Genomic DNA, 17,569 nt, shown 5'->3' with positions numbered 1-17,569 from the left:
TCCGAAAGGACGACGATGACCTTCCTCTTCCGTTCCACCGCCGGCCGCTCCGTCGGCAGCCGCCCGCTCGACCGCCGCAGCATGCTGCGCGGCACGCTGGCCGTCGGTGCCGGCCTGGCGTTCGGCCCGCTGCTGCTCTCCGGTACCGCGCAGGCCTACTCGTGGTCGCGCACCCTGAAGCAGGGCGACAGCGGCGCCGACGTGCTGGAGCTGCAGATCCGGGTCTCGGGCTGGGCGGCCGACAGCGCGAGCCACACCCGGGTCGGCCTGGACGGCGACTTCGGTCCCGGCACGGCCGCGGCGGTCAAGCGGTTCCAGGCGGCGTACGGCCTCGACGACGACGGGGTCGCCGGTCCGAACACCCAGGCGAAGCTCAACGCCCTGGAGCAGTCGGACGGTTCCACGACCCACTTCAACTGGAGTGAGTTCGTGGACCAGTCGAACGGCAACTTCAACGGCGGCAAGGTGAGCGCGGCGGCCGCGAAGGAGAACGCCCGGCGCTGCATGTACAAGCTGGAGGCGCTGCGCAAGAAGCTCGGCGACAAGCCGATCACGGTCAACTCCGGCTTCCGCAGCATCGAGCACAACGCCGACATCGGCGGGGCCAGCGACAGCATGCACCTGTACGGCACCGCGGCCGACCTCGACGTTCCCGGCGTGGCCACCAAGACCGTCTACCAGAAGGCGGAGACCTGCGGGTTCTCCGGCCTGGAGCGGTACACCGTCGACCACCAGCACGTCGACAGCCGGGCCGACCTCGGCCGCGACTGGTGGTGGGAGAGCGGCACGGTCTGACGCTCCCGGTGACCCGGAGCCGGGGGTCCCGGTGATCGGGAGCACGGAGGTCCCGGCGAACCGGAGTTCCGAGGTCGGCGGCCCGGGGTTCCGGGTCCCGGTGATCCGGAACGCGGAGGTCCCGGGTATCGCGGGGCAGTACCCGGGACCTCCGTGCTCCACCTCTCCGGTTCCGGTGCGGCCTTTCCGGCCTCAGCTCTTCGCCGTGTCCTTCACGCCCTTCGAGTCCTTCGAGTCCTTCAGCGCCGCCTCGCAGGAGGGCCAGTCGTGGAAGTCGTGCCGGACGCTCCACAACCGGTGGGCCGCCCGGATGTTCCACTCCGGGTCGAACGCCCGCCGCGGGGTGCCTCCGAGCTCCCGCAGGCGGACGTCGGATATCTGGAACACGCCCCAGTTGCGGCTGCCGTTGGTGTTGGGCAGCACCCACAGCGGGTCGAGGAAGGAGGCGCAGCGGGCGATGGCCACGGCGGTGCCGGGGTCCTCGGCGAACACCTCACGGATCCGCTTCGCCACACGGTCCGACGACCAGGTGGCCATGCTCACCTTCCGCGCGTAGAGGGCCTTCTTCGTCCCCTCGTCGACCACGCTGCTGGCCGGCATGCCCGCCAGCACCTGGAACGCGGTGAGTCTGCGCAGGGTCTCGGGCCCGAAGTCGCCGTCGACGGCGAGCCTTCCCTTGGCCCGCACCAGCAGCGTCTGGACCTCCCGCACGCACTCGTCGTGCTGGCCCATGCTCACCGACTTGCACGCGGAGGAGTGCAGCAGCCCGTCCTCGGACGACGGCGGGGCGTCGGCGGGCATCCATACGAAGCCGGCCACCAGCCCCATCACGACCACGACCGCACCGGCCAGGACCGCGAAACGCGAGGACAGCTTCTCGGGCAGCCGGGGCCGTCGCGGCTGCCCGGCCCCGGCGGGGAGGGGATCCGGCGGGACGGCGTCGCCCGGTCCGGGTTCCGTCCCCGCGGACGCGGCCGGAACGTCCTCCACCGGCGCCCGTTCCGGATTCGGTTCCGGTTCGCCCTCGACGGTCGGGTCGGTCGCGGTCGTCACGGCCGGTACGTTCCGGTCGGTGTCCGCCAGCGCCCACAGCCGGTGGAGTTCGCGGAGCTCCTCCGGACTGGCCCCGCACACCTTGCCGAAGGAGTGCACGACCCGGTAGTCGCCCGGCACGCTGAGGCCGGAGCAGTAGCGATGCAGACTGGAGCCGCTGACGCCCGCTTCCTTGCCGAGGCGGTCGTAGCCCCGGCCACTGCGGTCCTTCAGCATCCGAAGGCAGGCGGCGAACTTCTCGATTTGCGAAGGGTCAGCCACGTATCCACCCTTGCTGAAGCCTCTACTGACGGGTAGAAGCTACACCGCGGAAACTGTGCGCGCTCTTTGAGTGCCGGAATGCGATCGTCAACGACCTCTGAAATGACGCCATTTGAAAGGCCGTCACCATTCGTCACCGACGGACCTTCCATGGGCGGGGCTGCCGAGGTGGCGGAAAGCGCGTCACCTCGTGTCCCACACGGTGACCGTCCTGCCGGCGCCGCAGCCGGCCAGCAGCCGTCCGTCCGGGTGGAAGGCCAGAGCCCGTACGGCGCCGCGGTGGCCGACGAGTGTGGCGGTCGCGGCCAGGTGCGCGGGGTCGGTGACGTCCCACAGGGTGACGGTCGCGTTCTCGCACCCGGAGGCCAGCGACCGCCCGTCGGGGCGGAACGCCACCGCGTACACCTGCGCCGTGTCCCCACCGCGGGCCAGGGGGACGGTCCCCGTGCCCGTCCTCACCGGGTGCGCCGGGTCGCCGACGTCCCACACCGTGACGGCTCCTTGCCGCCACGACCCGTACGTGCCGGAGACCACGCCCAGATCCCCGCTTCCGGTGACCAGCAACCGGCCGTCCGGGCTGAACCCCACCGCATGGACGGCGGGCGCTCCTCCCGAGGTCAACGCCTTCGGCCAGTCACGGGCCTGCGGCCGGACGACGGCGGTCCGGACCGGACGTTCCGGCTCACCGACGTCCCACAGGACTCCGGTGTTCTTCTCGCCGGAGCAGCCCGTGGCCAAAAGCCGTCCGTCCGGACTGAACATCACCGTTCCGACGGGACCCGACCGCCACAGGCGGCGGTTGTGAGTGACGACGGCGCACCGGACCGGACGCGCCGCGTCGCCGATGTCCCAGAGGACCACGGTCCGGTCGACGCCGCAGACGAGTGACCGCCCGTCCGGACCGAACCCCACGGCGTGGACACCGCCTCGCCGCCGGCCGTCACGCATCAGCGGGCCGGGGCGTGGATGGTCGAGGGTCGCCCACCGGGCGGGCCGGGCCGGGTCGCTGACGTCCCAGAGGATGACGGTCCAGTCGCCCGCTCCGGACGCCAGCAGCCGCCCGTCCGGGCTGAACGCCACCGCGTTCACCGCCCTGCGATGGCCCGTGAGTTCGGCGACAGGGGCCGGACGAGCCGCGTCGGTGAAGTCCCAGAGGATCACGGCCCGGTCGTCGCTCCCGGACGCCAGCAGCCGCCCGTCCACGCTGAACGCCACCGTGTTCACGGCCCTGCGATGGTTGGTGAGGCCGATGACCGGCCCGCGCGGATTGGGTGGAGACGGTCGTCCCGCTGATGCCATGCCGCAGTCTCGCGCGCGGGGGAATCCCGGGGAAGGAGTCGGACGGACTCCGTGCGCCTCCGGCAGCCGTCGACGCCTGCCGTGGGCCTGACGGCCTCTCCTCGCATGGCGAGTGGTGGGGCGGGTGGGACTCGAACCCACGGCCGACGGATTATGAGTCCTTCGAAGATCTTGGCGGCCCTTGCTTTTCTACGCTCGTCCTTGACGTTTTTCCTGCTCAGAGCGCGTGCAGCGTGCTCATGCTCAGCAGCCTTTGTCAGTCAGTTCCTGTCCTTGCGTCCCCAACGCGTCCCCAACACGTCCCCGCGGGGACGGACTCCAGTACCTGGGGAAGGATCCCGGCAGGTCGGACTCAGCGGTCGAACTCGCCCGCAGCGGATTCCGCTTCCAACGCAGAGAGGCTCCACCCCTGAACCGAGGCGGAGCCTCTGTGGCCTTTCCGCAGGCCGGGCGTCTACGCAGAGCTCAGCCCCGTTCACGTGGAGCTTGCCGCCCCAGGAACCATCCACGCCGCCAGTTAGCCACCAGAACCGGAACCTGAGAGGTGGGGCAGGTCATCCCCGCGACTACTCCCGCTGACCAGACAGAGACCGCCAGCATCGTTGCTTGACGTCCATAGGGGCATCAAACCCCGGACAGCTACCTCAGCAGCCTCCACCTACGAGCCTCGATGTTCTGCATCAGAGATCTCACCCGGACCACCGATTCATCACGACTCAATACACGCACCAGAGGGCAGGTCCAAAGTTGGGGCGGGCTCAAAGGGTCTGGTACGCCCCGGTTCCCCCTGCACTTCACGCCGGCCGGCTCATCCTGGCTGAACCTGGTCGAGCGATGGCTAGCGGGCTCCGCCACCAGGAGCGCCCCGGATCGCCGTTAAACGTCAACTGGCTTAAACCGTTGGCCTCAACCGCCTGCCACGGGCCTGGAGCCGATGGCTGCGCAGGCTGCCTCCTTTGTGGGGTAGCCGTCCGCCGGGTAGATCACCGGCCCGCCGAGTTCCCCATGGCCGTCGGTGGCGGAGGACTCGCCGCTGTCGAGCTGGGCGTCGGGGAAATAGCAGGCCGCGAACCGGGTCGGCTTGGGAGTCTGTGGCCCTGTGCCCTGTGTGGGCCGCTTCCACATCCGGTCCCAGGCCGCCGCGCAGGAACGCGCCGCGTCCTGCGGATCGAAATCCTTCATGGCTTTGAGCGGCAACTGGCTCAGGTCCGCCTCGGGCGACAGCGTGCGAGCGCACATGACATTGCGCCCGTCCTCGCCCCATGGCCCGAATGTGGCTACGGCAGCCGTGGTGGCGCCCCCCAGGAGGACGGCCGTGACCGCACCCACCATGAACAGGTGCCGGCGCCTCCCGGAACCGGCCGTGCCACGCGGCTGCCCGGTACGTCGCAGGACCTCCCGCAGGACGGCCTGGCCGTCCTCGGACGCCGCCCAGCCGTCGGTGCCGTCGCCGGTGGGGCGCAGGGCGCGGACGGCGTCGAGGTCGGACGCCTGGCTGCGCTTGGTGACGGTCTGCTTCATGCTGACTCCCCTTGGGTGAAGTGGGCCTGGGCAAGAGCGCCATGGACCGGCTGTGCACGGTCTGAACGGGGCAGCGCCGCCCTGAACCTTTTGCGCGCCCGGTGCAGGCGCACAGCGAAGGCAGTGGCCGTACAGCCCAGGACCACGGCCGCCTGCTTGGCGGTCAGTCCGTACCAGGCACTCAGCACGAGTACCTCCCGGTCCTGTTCGGAAAGCGCCGACAGCGCAGCGGCCACCTCGGCCCGTGTCCCTATCGCGTCCCCGATCTCCGTGGCCCCCGTCCGGTCGGCCATCACCGCCAAGCGCACGGTCAGCGCACGGTGCCGCTGGTCCGACCGCACGCGGTTGGCGAGCAGCCGTCGGGCCGAGGCGAGCAGCCACGGCAGGGCATCGTCGGGCACGGACCCGGATTTGCGCCAGGCCAGCACGAAGGTCTCCGACAGGATGTCCTGTGCTGTCTCCCGGTCCGTACGGTGCAGCAGATACGCCAGGACCCGATCGGCATGAGCCGTATAGAGAGCCTCCAGGGCCCGGTGTCCGGCCGGGTCACCGAACTCCCCGGCGGTTGTTCGTCGTCGTCTCACAGCACCTCCGTGTTCCGCCCGTCAACGACTGTCAACCGGGAGATGTCCGGCCGGGCCGGATCTCTTACAGCCCCTGGCGGATTCAGGCTCGGGCTGTATCGGCAGGCGTGATACGGAGCACGAGCCTGTCGTGAGTACACACTCCGCGCGAGTCGCCCCCGCGCGATCGCCACCTGCTCCAGGGGAAAGGGTTCACCAGGTTCGCCCACCACCTCACCACCCACGACCTAGCTCTTGAGATACGCGCCGGGCCCCTGCCCCGCAGGTAGGGGAAAACCTCTGTTCACATCTCAACTTTTCATTTACCCTTTCAGCCGTTGTACGGCTATAAGGGTCTTCTCGCGGTGGACGATTTTGCCCGCGCCGTAGCGAGGTGCCTGGTATCTGTTCGGGGATCCTGGTGGTCACCCTCCGTACGGCCCTTGCCCGGGTCGATGCCGGGGCCGCCCGTGCCACCCCGTCCTGACGAGCTGTCAGTGCGTCCAAGGGCGGCACGGGTGAGGCTCACGGCTGCCGATGGCCTTCCCCTGCCACAAGAAGACCACAGACCGTTCGATCAGGATTCGACGAAGGTCACGGCAGGATCGTTGCAGTTCGGCGACCACGGCGGGAGCTGTGGTCGCACACGCTTCGCCCCTGTCCGGGATACAGCTGCGCGTACCGCGATCAACTCATCCGGTTCGGCGCGGCCCTACAACCAGCTCCGGTTCGACGGGGCTTGGGACGTCATCCCCGGTGGCGTGCCTGCGCACAGGAAGCGTCACCTCTTTGCGGACGTCTGCGGTGCCTGTCATGCACGCTTGACTTGGAATACGTCGACCTTGTCGTTCCAGTTGCCGCCACCGGGGTAGTCCATGTTCTTGAAGTTCGCCCAGCCGTGCGGAGGCTCGAGTTCGCGCTGCCGGTCGTGCAGCACCCCTGAACGTGAGTCCCAGATGGTCGCGAATCCGTAGTTGAGCGGCCAACGGGCGACCCAGTAGTAGACCGAGCTGAGCTTGTCCCGAAATCCGTAGTCACCGAGATTCTTCTTGCCGCTGCTGGAGAACTGCAGACGCCTGCCCTTGTAGTTCGCGTCCTGGTACAGGCACCAGTAGTCGGACGCGCAGTTGTCGCGAGGGTCCGAAGCAGCCAGGGTTTTCGAGGCCTTGAGGGTGTCCTCTCGGACTTTCGCAGGCAGATCCGGATCTGCCAGGGATTCTTCGTTCGTGTCGTAGCAATGGACTTCGCCGTCGGGAAGTTCGGTGCAGATGTTGGCGCCTTCCCATGACGAGGAGAGGTCGATCTTCTGTCCCCGGTAGTCGGCGATCACCGGCTTCACCGGTTCCGTCGGCCCTTCTTCGCCCGAGGCCGGGGTTGTGGTGACCGACGGTTCCGGGACGGGTTCGTCGGCGTGCGCCAACGGCCCGGTGCCGAGGAGGAGGGCACCTGCAGAGACGGTGCAGAGGAGCGCGGAAGCAAGGGATTTGGATATCAAGGATTGTTCTCCGATGTGGTGTCGTAGTGGTGCAATATGGCGCCGTCGGGGCCGTAAACAGTGAGGACGTAGCCCTGCTGGAGGTTGACGCCTGTTCCGGTCAGGAAGGACGTCAACGTCTTGTCGAATTCGTCGAATTCGCTTCCGTAGCCGGACTTCTTACGGGTCCACACGGTGAGGGTCGGCACACCGGCCCGGTTCTTCACGTACTTGAGGCCGTACACGTCCCGGTATCCGCCGGCGCTTCGGTAGCGTGCCGCCAGGTCGCTGTCGCTCCTGGCCAAAGACGTGCTGGCCGTAGGCTGACCGCCCGCAGTCGCCGGATCGCTCTTCGGTGAGGTCTCTGTGCTGCATCCCGAGAGCAGGACGGCGGCGATCAGCAGGAACGCGGGCAGGGTTCTCTTCCTGGCCTCGGCATGCGACGGGTCAGCCATGGACAAGAGGTGAGCCTTGCAGGTCCTTGGTGATGGCGGCCTTGTCGTCGCCCTCGATGTCGTAGACGACGGCGGAGTCCGCCGACCACCACACCTCACCGTCGTAAAGCGTGGACGGGGCCAGGCAGTTGTTGACCGGCTCGTCGAGGAACCAGGTGTAGTTGTCGTTGACGAGTCGGGTCAGATCGCACGTCTTGGTCGTGACGACGTGGTCCTCACTCGTTTTGGACAGACGCTCCTCCAGCGTTGTCGTGATCTTGAAGCTGGTGAACCGCTTGGACAGGTCGATGGCTTGATCGTCAATGATCTGCCAGCTCGCCGTCGACTTGCCCGAAATCAGCCCGTCCTTCAGCCCGACGGTGTTCTGCACGTAGTAGGTCGTCGCGGGTTTATGACCGGGAAAGACAACATCGAACTGGGAACGGGAGAACTGGTCCGTGGCGGATGCCGGGGCCGCCAGCAGCATGCAGGCGGCCACGGCAGCGCCGATCGATCCGACAGACGTGAGCAGGTGACGCATCAGCACTTCCTTTGTTGGTGGACAGGCAAGTTCGAAAAGCCCCCGCCGCCGGGACCTGGACCGTCCAAGCAGCGGTGCTTGCCCAAGACGCGGGCCGGGACGGATGTCTTGGGGTGATGTGGCACGAAGGACGCCTCATTCACCGGCGGAGCAGCCGGAGCCGGGCTTTACGCGTTTCCGGCGGTTGACCGGCACACCGGTCTCTTGCGCGCAGACCGAACGGTCCGCGCATTCCGGTCGGGTTCCGTCATGCCGCGGCCCGCGGGCTCCGGGAACAGGCCCGGCAGGATCGAAGCCAGGAGCGGGCGCAGTCGGCCCCACAGGATCCTGGGGAAGCCCGGCGGGGCCGGAGGCCCGGAGCGCGGGTCCTCGCTTGTCGGCCGGGTACGGAGGTCAGGCTTGGCGGCGAGCCAGCCGTTGCGCGGCCCGGCACCTGTCCGGCTGGAAGGGGTCGGCGGACGCCCCGTCCTCCTTGACAGTCATGCCGATGCGGTTGCCATAAGACGCGTTGACGAATTCCTGCGGCTGCAGCACTATCTCGTCAGCCATCAGCACCCCTCCCTTTCGGACAGGGGAAATCACACGAAGAGGCAAGCGGCTCCCCCATGTCCGCGCCAATACCCCCCTTTTTTCGAACGGTTGGTCAGACGCGTTCGAGGCGAGCGAGACAACTGTAGACAGGCGATAACCCTGAGACGCAAGAGAAAATCGGCAGATCGTCTCTCTCCTGTGGCTCGAAAGCGATACATCGACCGGCCAGCCGACATCACGATCCTGCCGCAGTCACAGAGGATTCCCCGTGAAGAGCAAGGGCCACCCGGACATCGCCTCGCATCAAATCGGCTGAAAGTAGCCCCCTTGGATCCCAGCCCCGCTCCCGGGAGTCCGGTCGCGTCTCCGTTCGAAACTCTTATCGTGTCTTGCATGATGAGGTGGCCGGCCGCCACGGCGGCGGTTGATCCACTACCTTCTGGCGCGAATCGGGGGAAGACGGGATGGGCACTGCGCTGGTCGAACCGGCAGCCGTGAAACGGCCGCGGTATGTGAAGCGCGCGGCACAGGCTGCTGGAGCCGGGCTCGCCTCGGTGGCCGTCTCCACACTCGCAACGTGGCTGGTCCTGGACTCCAGTGCCTGCCGGAATGCGCCGGACTACGGCTGTCTCGGCTTCGCCGTCCTGTGGTTGTACGTCTTGCCTTTTCTGAACTTCCTCCTCGCCTGGCCGGCTCTGCGCCTCCTCAGAGTCCGGCCGGCCTGGCTCACCGCGCTGATCGGCACCGGCATCGGCTGGTACCTGGTCCGGAACATCAAAACTCTTCAGTGGTTTCCCGGCGGCGCTCAGTATGTCCAACCCGCCTTGTGCGTGGCGGCGTTCGCCCTCGCGGCCTGGATCACCCAGCCCCACAGGCCACTGTGGCCGCGAGCAGTCGTGGCCCTCGCCCTGGCCCTGCTGATGCCCCTCGATTCGCTCGCCACCACACAGCACGTCCAAAGCGGGCAGGACAGCGAACTGGCCCGGGCACATATCCCCCTGCTCGGGCCGCAACTGCCCGCGGGCTACCACCTGAACGGCGTCGGTACCAACCGATCGACGGCCGAAGGCGAGGCCACCTTCTACTACCGGATCTCACCCGACAGCCTGAGCGGCGCGGACACCATGGACGAACTCAGACAAGAGATCCAGGTGACCGTCGGCCCCCTGCAGCCGGGTTTCACCCCACCCTCCCACTGTGCCGCGCTCACCAGCGTCTACCCGGTGCCGTCACCCGCCTGCAACCCGGTGGCTCCCGGAGTGTGGCGATGGTCGAAGTACGACTACGTCGAGTACTTCACCCGGGTCAAAAACACCGTCGCAGTCATCCAGGCCCGCACCCCTCCAGTGAGCGACACCGTTCTCCGTAAGCTCGCCGGCACCATGAGTGTGCGCACGCCTTCGTACTTCACCGGCGGCTGAACCGCTTCCCGCACCTGGCAGCCACAGGTAACGACCGTGCGGGTATCGTTTTCCGGACTTGCGGCTAACTGATCGCTGCAAAATGAGGTCTCGGTACCGGCCGGTGATCCGCCTTCGACACCCAGATCCGGCGCGTCGTCTGTACGACGAACACGATCGAGTCGGTGAACGCGCGGATCCAACTCGTCAATGCCCGCCGCAACCATGTCCGGCGACAATTTTCGGCCGACTGGAAGTCGTGTGACTCATGTCGCACATGAGTCCGCTGTGAAGATTGTTGGTGACACTTATCGTCACGCACTGATAAATTCCGAGTGACCACGGAACCGAACACCGGTTCCCAACGCGCGCTTTCAATGGGGGGAATGCTGCGCTGTGTCTTGTCACGTTTCGTGTGTCACCTTGCCGCCGCAGTGTGCAGTCGCGCCTGAGGCCGACGCGGCCGGTGACCACGCAACTGCTCGATCCGTGTGACCGCCGCGCTCCCTCCTTCGCCGACGGCACCGTTCGTTTATCGCAGTTCGAAAGCGCAACTCCGCAGAAGGAGAATTCACTTGAGACGCAACACCATGCTGAGGCGTGTTCAGTTACCGGTGACGGCGGTCCTCACCCTGGCCCTGTCCTCCGGTGTCGCCACGACGCAGGCCTACGCTGCGGCCGGCCCGCAGGGAAAGGCCAAGGGCTGGTCGGCACCGGCCGCCCAGGACCCGGGTGCCAAGTCCGGCGACCGGCCCGCCGCGGTCCCGGCCGACCGACGCGCGGACGTCCTCGGCAAGGACTACGGGAAGTCGTCCGACCGTGCCTTCACCACCTCCGGTGACGGAACCGGCTTCCACGTCCTCGTCGCGGACGAGAAGCAGGGATACGCCTGGAAGACGGCGGCGACCTTGTCCGAGCCCGGCTTCGACACCGACACCTGGATCGGCAACGCCTGCCTGACCGAGTCCGGGAAGTACGCGGCCGTCGCCTACGCGCCCCGTACCTTCACCAACAACCCCGAACTGATGACGCGCGGAGCGTTCACCGCCGTCGTCGACCTGACCGACGGCCAGGTCACGAAGCTGCCCTTCCAGGCCACACTGGGCTACTTCTCCCCGGGCTGCGGCCAGGGCGAGAAGGCGGTGTTCACGGCACTGACCGACGACGGGTCGGCGAAGAACCAGACCCGGCTGGTCACGGTCGACGCGAAGACCGGAAAGGCCGGCACGAAGCAGACGGTCACCGGGCAGGTGACCTCGGCCGTGCCCACCGACCAGGGCATCGTCGCCTCCGCCGGTAACCACATCGTGAGCGTCAAGGACGGCAAAACCCACGACATCGCCACCACGAAGGCCACGCCGTTCCAGCTCAAGGCCGACTCCGACGGCGGCGTCACGTTCATCGACCCGGCGCCCAGGCCGTCGAAGGCGCTCAGCTCCGCGGCGGCGCAGAACACCGCCACGGTCTCCCGCGTCAGCGCGGGACAGATCAAGAAGGCCGACGGCCGAAGCCGGCCTGCCGGGCTCGCGCAGGGCAAGCTCGACGAGTTCGACCTCACCACCACGCCCTCGGGCAAGGTGTACGTGACCGGCGAGGCCGTCTCCACCCCGCGTGCCGCGGACAACGGGCTGAGCAACCCCGGCGGCATCGACAAGGATGCCCACGTCTCTAGCCGGGGCCAGGCCGTGGTCACCGCCCGCTGGGCGGACGGCAAGGACTCCCGGATACGCCCGCAGGAGGCCCTGGAAGCCCGCACCGTCCGTACCACGGTGAAGGCCCTGGACACCCGCAAGACCGTCGTCCTGGACGCCTATCCCGGATCCGGGAACATCGGCGGGCAGCGCGCGGTGACGCAGGGAATACAGACGAGCCCGGTCCTGCTCGCGCAGGGCGCGAGGACCCGGGTCGGCCCCATGGTGGCGGCCAACGACCCGGTCGAGGACGACCGTTACTGCTCGGTCGCGCGCAACGACCCCAAGAAACAGGCGTTCCAGCCCACTCCCCGCCAGGTCGAGTGGGCGGTCGACCAGGCCGTCGTCGGCAAGCTCAACAAGGGCGCGACGCGTCCGGCGAACTGGAAGAACACCGGCATGGCGGCCTACGCCCCGCAGACGCTCTTCCCGCTGACGTCGCTCGCGGGCGGGTCCGGCGAGGACTGGCACGTGCCCGCGCAGGTGATGCTCGGCATCACGGCGCAGGAGTCGAACATGTGGCAGGCCACCCGCCTGGCGGTGCCCGGCGTCACGGCCAACTCGCTGATCGGCAACTTCTACGGCGTCAAGTTCGCCGCCAACGGCCAGCAGCAGGATCCCTGGGCGATCGACTTCGCCAAGGCCGACTGCGGATACGGCATCGCACAGGTCACCGACGGCATGCGGATGCACGGCAAGGAGAAGGAGGGCGAGCAGCCCAAGACCACGGCGCAGCAGGAAGCCGTCGCGCTCGACTACGCCGCGAACATCGCGGCGGGTGTCAACGTACTCATCGGGAAGTGGAACGACACCCGCAAGGACGGCCTGACCGTCAACGAGGGCCAGCCGAAGTACATCGAGAACTGGTTCTACGCGCTGTGGGCGTACAACGCGGGGTACTACCCCAAGTCGGCTCCGCAGAACGGCAAGTGGGGTGTCGGCTGGACGAACAACCCGGCCAACCCGCTGTGGAAGGAGAACCGGACCCCCTTCCTGGAGAAGGCGGACGGCAAGGACGACTACAGTCACGCCGCGCACCCGCAGGACTGGCCGTACGAGGAGAAGGTGATCGGCTGGGCCGCCCGTCCGATCTCCGCCATGTTCAAGCCGGGCGACATGCAGGCGGGTTACCGTGCCGCGTGGTGGAACTCCAACGACGCCCGCACCTCCGCCAAGCCGCCCATCTTCACCTTCTGCGGTCCGCAGAACGACTGCGTGCCCTCGAAGATCAGCGAAGGCGCCTCCAACGACGACGGCAAGGGGCCGTGCGCTCTGCCCGGTGACCCGCACAGCGACAACCCGCTGTACCTCAAGTGCTGGTGGAACCAGCCGGCCAGCTGGAAGAACTGCACCACCGAGGCCCGGTGCGGCAATCCGGTCCACCGGTTCGACGACACCTATCCCGAGCAGCCCGACGAGAACTCCTACCCCCCGCGCTGCAACACCGGCCTGCCGTCCGGATCCCTGATCGTGGACGATCTGCCCAACGGCACTGTCCCTGCTGGCAGTTCGGGGCGCACCTGCACGGTGAGCTCGAACGGCTCCTTCCAGTTCACCTTCGCCGGCGAGAACAACAAGTACCCCTCCAAGATGGACCTGCACCAGGTCGGCGCGGGCAACAACAACCACTTCTGGATGGGGCACACCCGCTGGCTGGCGACCGCTGACGGCAAGCGGCTGAACGTCTCAGGCAAGTGGACGCTGAGCGGCGGCCAGCGCGGCTGGATGCGCGTCTTCGTGCACATGCCCGACCATGGCGCCCACACCCGGCAGGCCGCCTACAAGGTGGGCGGCACCGACTCGCTCTCACCCGTCCGTGTGCACCCGCAGCGGATAGGTCAGAACAAGTGGGTCGACCTGGGCGTGTTCAACTTCACCGGTACGCCGTCGGTGACCCTCGACACCGACACCCAGGACGGCACCGGGGACGAGGACATCGCCTGGGACTCGGTGGCCTTCCAGCCGCTGTCGGCCAAGCCGAAGGACTTCGTCGTCGCCATGGGCGACTCGTACTCCTCCGGTGAGGGTGCCTCCGAGGGCAACCGGGACTACTACCCGGAGACGAACTACCTGGACAAGCAGGAGGACAAGACCCGCGACGCCTGCCATCGCTCCACCCAGGCGTGGTCGCGCCAGGCGAGGCTCCCGGGCCGGTCGGCGTCGATCGGAACCCTGGCCGACGGCTACGGAAGCGCCATGGACTACCACCTGATCGCCTGCTCCGGCGCCCGCACCTACCACATGCTGCACAACGGCATCGTGCAAGGCAACGGCGGTGAGAAGCCGCAGATCGACAAGGGTTACCTGGATCAGAACACCACCCTGGTCACCCTCTCCATCGGCGGCAACGACGCCCGCTTCTCCGCCATCATCCAGAAGTGCCTGGTTGTGATGAACGGCGGCAACTGCAAGGACAAGACCTTCGAGGACGGCGACACCGACAACCAACTGGCTGGCCGGGACCGCAAGTTCATCGGCCAGCCCCTCGAACAGGCCGTGGCCGGCATCATCGACGAGATCGTCCGGCCGGACATCGCCAAGGTCCTGGCGGAGATTCACGAGAAGGCCCCCAAGGCGAAAATCGTACTGATGGGGTACCCGCCGCTGATCGAGCACCGGGGCGAGTGCCTGAGCATCACGGTGCCCGGGGTCGGCCAGATCGGTCTGTCCGCGTCCTCCTCCGACTGGCTCAACAGTGTGGCCGACACGCTCTCGGCCGCCATGCAGCAGTCCGTGAACGCCGCCAAGGCCGCAGGCGCCCAGGCATGGTTCTCCAACCCGAAGCAGAACTTCGCGGGCAAGGCGGTCTGCGGTGACCCCGAGTCCGTCCACGGCATCGTCAAGACGCTGGTGGACTCGGACCAGCCGAAGACGGACTACCCGATCCTCGAGAACTACGGTCTGTCCGCCCAGTCGTTCCACCCGAAGATCGGCGGCGCCCGTCTGTACGCCGACTCCCTGGAGCGCACTTTCATCGACATGGGCCTGTAACCCCGCTGTCCCTCAGGGGCCCCGCTCTCCGCGGGGCCCCACCCGGTCGGAACGGACATACCTCGCCATGAGGGGTCTCTGTCCACCGCCGGTGGAGCCGCCGCCCTCGCACTCGTCGCCCTGGCCGCCGCGCTGGCCTCGGCGGGCACCTCCGGCTTTCAGCCTGACCGGACTCGTCAACGACAACTGCTCATGGTTCCTGGTGGAGCCCGCGAACACCTGCACCGCACCGTCCGTGCTCCACGGCGGCGAACTGTGGTGATCAACGGACTCGACGACCGTCTACGACATCGAAGGCGACGGCAAGGGCGCCATCACCCAGGAAACCCTCGGCTCGCCCCTGATCCACGGCTGACGTCCCCACAACACCGGGTCCTGAGTACCGGTACTCAGGACCCGGTCCTGCCATCGAGGGAAACTTGTGCCCATGAACGACCCCGCCTCCCCGAAGCCTTCCGGCCTGCCACAGTTCCGCGGCGAGAACGTGCCGCCCCCACGGACCGGACACCGGTGGCTGCCCCTTGCCGGAGACATCGCACTGGCCGTCGGGCTGCTCGTTCTCGACGCCATCGCGGCCGTCGCGACCTTCCTGCTCAGCATCGACTACAGCGGCTGGAAGCCGTTCGACCCCGGTGCGGACAACTCCGACATCTCCCTTACTCCCAACTGGCTCCACGTCGGCATCGCCGGCGTCGTCATGGTGCTGAGCGCAGTGCTCCTCTACCGACTCCGCGCCGTCGTCAGCACCTGCCTGCAGGTACTCGTCGGCGTCACCGTCCTGGCCGTCGCCATCGGCGGCGCGCAGATCGACGAGCACCGCAGCGCCCGGGCCGACGCGTCCGTGTCAGGCCCCTACTCGCACCACACCACCGATCGCATTACCGACCGCCCCAGCCGTCCGCCCCAAGTACGGCGCAGCCGGTGAACCGGCTTCTGGTCCGTCTTCAGACCGTGTCCTACGCGGTGAGGCGGAGGAGCCGTTTGTAGCAGCAGAGGGCGGCGAGGCCGAGTAATGCCTGTCGGCCTCGCCAATTCGGTTGGAGCGGTGAAGCGTCGTTGAGGGGTCACTGTCGGGTGGCCGAAGCATTCTGGGTGTTCGGGCATGATGGAGACCCGGCGTGGCGGTCGGGTCCTTCGGGTCTTGGGTGGCCAGGGAGTTGCCGGTCAGCCGATGAGACGGGACAGTGCGGTGAGGCGGTGGAAGGCCGCGGCCAGCTCGTTTCTCCAGGGCCAGGTCGCGGATATCCGCGAGCGCAGGCGTCGACCGCCGCGGGTGAGGCGGGCGGCGACGTGCAGTAGTCGCCGTCCGGCCGAACACCTCAGCACCCGGACATCAGGACGCGGCTCCACAAGCGGGTGACCGGGGGCGCAGCCCTGCGGGAACTGGAAGCGGCAACCGGCCGCAGTATCCCGTGGGCGGCGGCTCGGATCGACTCCAGGTGACACGAACCGACGCTAGTGACCACCGTCACGCCCGCCGCTCCGGCCTCCACCGACTCGGAACGCCCGGGCCGTTTCAGTTCGGGCAGTTTCCGTTTGGCGCACACCAGCCCCCACGCCCCGGCGCAGACGCTATCGAGCTCCTCGAAGTCGAGGTCAAGCCCGGTCAGCGGTCCCGCCAGGAGGGCTCCCGGACATCAATAAGGACTGCCCGCGGGCGGTGGCCGCCGGGCCCCACCGAAACCTTGCGTCCCCAACATGTCCCCACGATCATAAAAATGAGGTCGGGGAGATGTTGTCGACTCGCCGGATCAAACTCTGCCCGTCAGCGTTCCCGCAGCTCAGCGCGACATCTGCTCTGCGGGAGAGCAAGAGCCTCGCCGCGTTTCGAAGTCCCAAGCAGCGGATTCGATCCGTTGAGCCGAAGTTGACGATCCGACACCTCGCGAGGGACGTTTTCGCAGGTCAGGGCACTTCTGTGGTGGGGCGGGTGGGACTCGAACCCACGGCCGACGGATTATGAGTCCGCTGCTCTAACCGGCTGAGCTACCGCCCCGTTACGGCGCGCCGCGCACATTTGTGCGCGCCGTCTGCCGCAGCATAGCCGCTCATACGATCTCCTGCTCCGGCTGGTCGGCTTCACGCGACCATGACGCCTTCGGCATGCCCTGGGCGGTTCCTGCGGACATGAAAAAGGACCCCGAAGGGCCCTCTTTCGTTGCTCTCCCGACTGGACTCGAACCAGTAACCTGCCGGTTAACAGCCGGCTGCTCTGCCAATTGAGCTACAGGAGATCGAGCTCCCCCGACTGGACTCGAACCAGTAACCTGCCGGTTAACAGCCGGCTGCTCTGCCAATTGAGCTACAGGGGATTGATCTTTGCATCGAACGCACCCACCTGGGTATTCGCCAGGGGGCGTGCGCTTGCTGCGACACATACATTAGCGCAAGCAGGGGGGTGCTCCGCCAATCGGTTCCCTCCACACCGATGCCGACGCAAGGGAAGGGTGGTCGTCATGCGCTACCGGCTCACGTTCGTCGCCGGACTGGCCCTGGGTTACGTGCTCGGCACGCGGGCCGGGCGCGAGCGCTACGAACAGCTCAAGAAGTCCATGCGCCAGGTCGCGCAGAACCCCGCGGTACGCAACACCGCAGAGACCGCGGCCCAGCAGAGCCGCGAGATCGCGGGCAAGGCGCTGCACACCGTGAGCGAGAAGGTGGGCGACCGCGTCCCCGACTCGGTCACGGACCGGGTCCGTTCCCTGCGCGAGCGGAACGGGACCGGCGCCGGCGAGGACGACTGGGGCACCAGCAACACCTAGGAATCGGGTGCGCGCCGGTCCCGTGTCCCGGCCCGGCGCCACCAACTACCTCGTACGGCGAGTCGCGCGACACCGACTCCCCCGTACGGCGAGTCGCGCGCACCGACCCCCCGTACGGCGAGTCCCACGCACCGGCCCGGCACCGCCGGCTCCCCCTGTACGGCGGAGCCCCGCGGGGCCGCCCGGAGCCGCCGACTCCCCGTACGGCGGAGTCCTGTGTACCGGCCCGGCGCCACGGGCTCGCGCCGTACGG

General features: G+C 67.7%; 13 protein-coding genes and 3 tRNA genes. 5 read left to right on the top strand and 11 right to left on the bottom strand.

The genetic code is table 11. The annotated features are described in order from the left end of the window. The first annotated feature begins 15 nt into the window (after positions 1-15). Positions 16-795 (top strand): D-Ala-D-Ala carboxypeptidase family metallohydrolase, encoded by a 780-nt coding sequence (locus tag ACFXGX_RS31925; protein ID WP_384798038.1) that lies wholly within the window; start codon positions 16-18, stop codon positions 793-795. 192 nt (positions 796-987) lie between these two features. Here ACFXGX_RS31925 and ACFXGX_RS31920 read toward each other — a convergent pair whose 3' ends face one another. The 8 genes from ACFXGX_RS31920 to ACFXGX_RS31885 all read right to left on the bottom strand — a co-directional run bounded on the left by ACFXGX_RS31920 (position 988) and on the right by ACFXGX_RS31885 (position 8,490). Then, positions 988-2,109, bottom strand: a complete 1,122-nt coding sequence (locus tag ACFXGX_RS31920) for a helix-turn-helix domain-containing protein (RefSeq protein WP_384798035.1) — start codon at positions 2,107-2,109, stop codon at positions 988-990. 183 nt (positions 2,110-2,292) lie between these two features. Further along, a complete protein-coding gene (locus ACFXGX_RS31915; RefSeq protein WP_384798032.1) occupies positions 2,293-3,408 on the bottom strand; it encodes a WD40 repeat domain-containing protein in 1,116 nt (371 codons plus the stop codon). 906 nt (positions 3,409-4,314) lie between these two features. Continuing rightward, complete coding sequence (locus ACFXGX_RS31910; protein ID WP_384798029.1) at positions 4,315-4,929, bottom strand: hypothetical protein; 615 nt, start codon at positions 4,927-4,929, stop codon at positions 4,315-4,317. Continuing rightward, entirely contained in the window at positions 4,926-5,513 is a 588-nt protein-coding gene (locus ACFXGX_RS31905) for an RNA polymerase sigma factor (protein ID WP_384798026.1), read from the bottom strand. Before ACFXGX_RS31905 ends, ACFXGX_RS31910 begins: the two co-directional genes overlap by 4 nt. Before the next feature lie 790 nt (positions 5,514-6,303). Next, positions 6,304-6,987: a peptidase inhibitor family I36 protein gene (locus ACFXGX_RS31900; protein WP_384798023.1), complete on the bottom strand. Its 684-nt coding sequence runs from the start codon at positions 6,985-6,987 to the stop codon at positions 6,304-6,306. After that, positions 6,984-7,421, bottom strand: a complete 438-nt coding sequence (locus tag ACFXGX_RS31895) for a hypothetical protein (RefSeq protein ID WP_384798020.1) — start codon at positions 7,419-7,421, stop codon at positions 6,984-6,986. Before ACFXGX_RS31895 ends, ACFXGX_RS31900 begins: the two co-directional genes overlap by 4 nt. Further along, positions 7,414-7,941 (bottom strand): hypothetical protein, encoded by a 528-nt coding sequence (locus tag ACFXGX_RS31890; protein ID WP_384798017.1) that lies wholly within the window; start codon positions 7,939-7,941, stop codon positions 7,414-7,416. Before ACFXGX_RS31890 ends, ACFXGX_RS31895 begins: the two co-directional genes overlap by 8 nt. Before the next feature lie 393 nt (positions 7,942-8,334). Next, on the bottom strand, positions 8,335-8,490 hold the full coding sequence (locus tag ACFXGX_RS31885) for a hypothetical protein (RefSeq protein ID WP_369482498.1): 156 nt from the start codon (positions 8,488-8,490) through the stop codon (positions 8,335-8,337). 446 nt (positions 8,491-8,936) lie between these two features. Between ACFXGX_RS31885 and ACFXGX_RS31880 the strand changes: the two genes are divergently transcribed. From ACFXGX_RS31880 to ACFXGX_RS31870, 3 genes are all read left to right on the top strand, one after another. Next, positions 8,937-9,893 carry a hypothetical protein gene (locus tag ACFXGX_RS31880; RefSeq protein ID WP_384798014.1) on the top strand — a complete coding sequence of 319 codons (957 nt, stop codon included), beginning with the start codon at positions 8,937-8,939 and terminating at the stop codon, positions 9,891-9,893. Between the two features lie 554 nt (positions 9,894-10,447). Continuing rightward, the gene (locus tag ACFXGX_RS31875; RefSeq protein ID WP_384798011.1) at positions 10,448-14,554 is read left to right on the top strand and encodes an SGNH/GDSL hydrolase family protein; all 4,107 of its coding nucleotides are present in this window, start codon (positions 10,448-10,450) and stop codon (positions 14,552-14,554) included. 427 nt (positions 14,555-14,981) lie between these two features. Then, entirely contained in the window at positions 14,982-15,479 is a 498-nt protein-coding gene (locus ACFXGX_RS31870; RefSeq protein ID WP_384798008.1) for a DUF6234 family protein, read from the top strand. 994 nt (positions 15,480-16,473) lie between these two features. On the opposite strand, the gene ACFXGX_RS31865 is transcribed toward ACFXGX_RS31870, so the two are convergent. The 3 genes from ACFXGX_RS31865 to ACFXGX_RS31855 all read right to left on the bottom strand — a co-directional run bounded on the left by ACFXGX_RS31865 (position 16,474) and on the right by ACFXGX_RS31855 (position 16,866). After that, a tRNA-Ile gene (locus tag ACFXGX_RS31865) sits at positions 16,474-16,550 on the bottom strand. Positions 16,551-16,715: 165 nt separating this feature from the next. Next, a tRNA-Asn gene (locus tag ACFXGX_RS31860) sits at positions 16,716-16,788 on the bottom strand. Positions 16,789-16,793: 5 nt separating this feature from the next. Continuing rightward, positions 16,794-16,866 (bottom strand) — tRNA-Asn (locus ACFXGX_RS31855). Between the two features lie 144 nt (positions 16,867-17,010). Between ACFXGX_RS31855 and ACFXGX_RS31850 the strand changes: the two genes are divergently transcribed. Next, on the top strand, positions 17,011-17,316 hold the full coding sequence (locus tag ACFXGX_RS31850) for a YtxH domain-containing protein (RefSeq protein ID WP_355765017.1): 306 nt from the start codon (positions 17,011-17,013) through the stop codon (positions 17,314-17,316). Positions 17,317-17,569 lie beyond the last annotated feature (253 nt).

It is taken from the genome of Streptomyces sp. NPDC059371 (assembly GCF_042751995.1).
In the GTDB taxonomy this organism is placed as follows: domain Bacteria; phylum Actinomycetota; class Actinomycetes; order Streptomycetales; family Streptomycetaceae; genus Streptomyces.
This window is presented reverse-complemented; position numbering and strand designations above follow the sequence as displayed.

What these genes read in the sequence shown, in the direction of transcription:
- ACFXGX_RS31925 (WP_384798038.1), top strand. Translation starts at nt 16, where the DNA reads ATGACCTTCCTCTTCCGTTCCACCGCCGGCCGCTCCGTCGGCAGCCGC.
- ACFXGX_RS31915 (WP_384798032.1), bottom strand. Translation starts at nt 3,408, where the DNA reads ATGGCATCAGCGGGACGACCGTCTCCACCCAATCCGCGCGGGCCGGTC.
- ACFXGX_RS31910 (WP_384798029.1), bottom strand. Translation starts at nt 4,929, where the DNA reads ATGAAGCAGACCGTCACCAAGCGCAGCCAGGCGTCCGACCTCGACGCC.
- ACFXGX_RS31895 (WP_384798020.1), bottom strand. Translation starts at nt 7,421, where the DNA reads ATGGCTGACCCGTCGCATGCCGAGGCCAGGAAGAGAACCCTGCCCGCG.
- ACFXGX_RS31890 (WP_384798017.1), bottom strand. Translation starts at nt 7,941, where the DNA reads ATGCGTCACCTGCTCACGTCTGTCGGATCGATCGGCGCTGCCGTGGCC.
- ACFXGX_RS31885 (WP_369482498.1), bottom strand. Translation starts at nt 8,490, where the DNA reads ATGGCTGACGAGATAGTGCTGCAGCCGCAGGAATTCGTCAACGCGTCT.
- ACFXGX_RS31880 (WP_384798014.1), top strand. Translation starts at nt 8,937, where the DNA reads ATGGGCACTGCGCTGGTCGAACCGGCAGCCGTGAAACGGCCGCGGTAT.
- ACFXGX_RS31870 (WP_384798008.1), top strand. Translation starts at nt 14,982, where the DNA reads ATGAACGACCCCGCCTCCCCGAAGCCTTCCGGCCTGCCACAGTTCCGC.
- ACFXGX_RS31850 (WP_355765017.1), top strand. Translation starts at nt 17,011, where the DNA reads ATGCGCTACCGGCTCACGTTCGTCGCCGGACTGGCCCTGGGTTACGTG.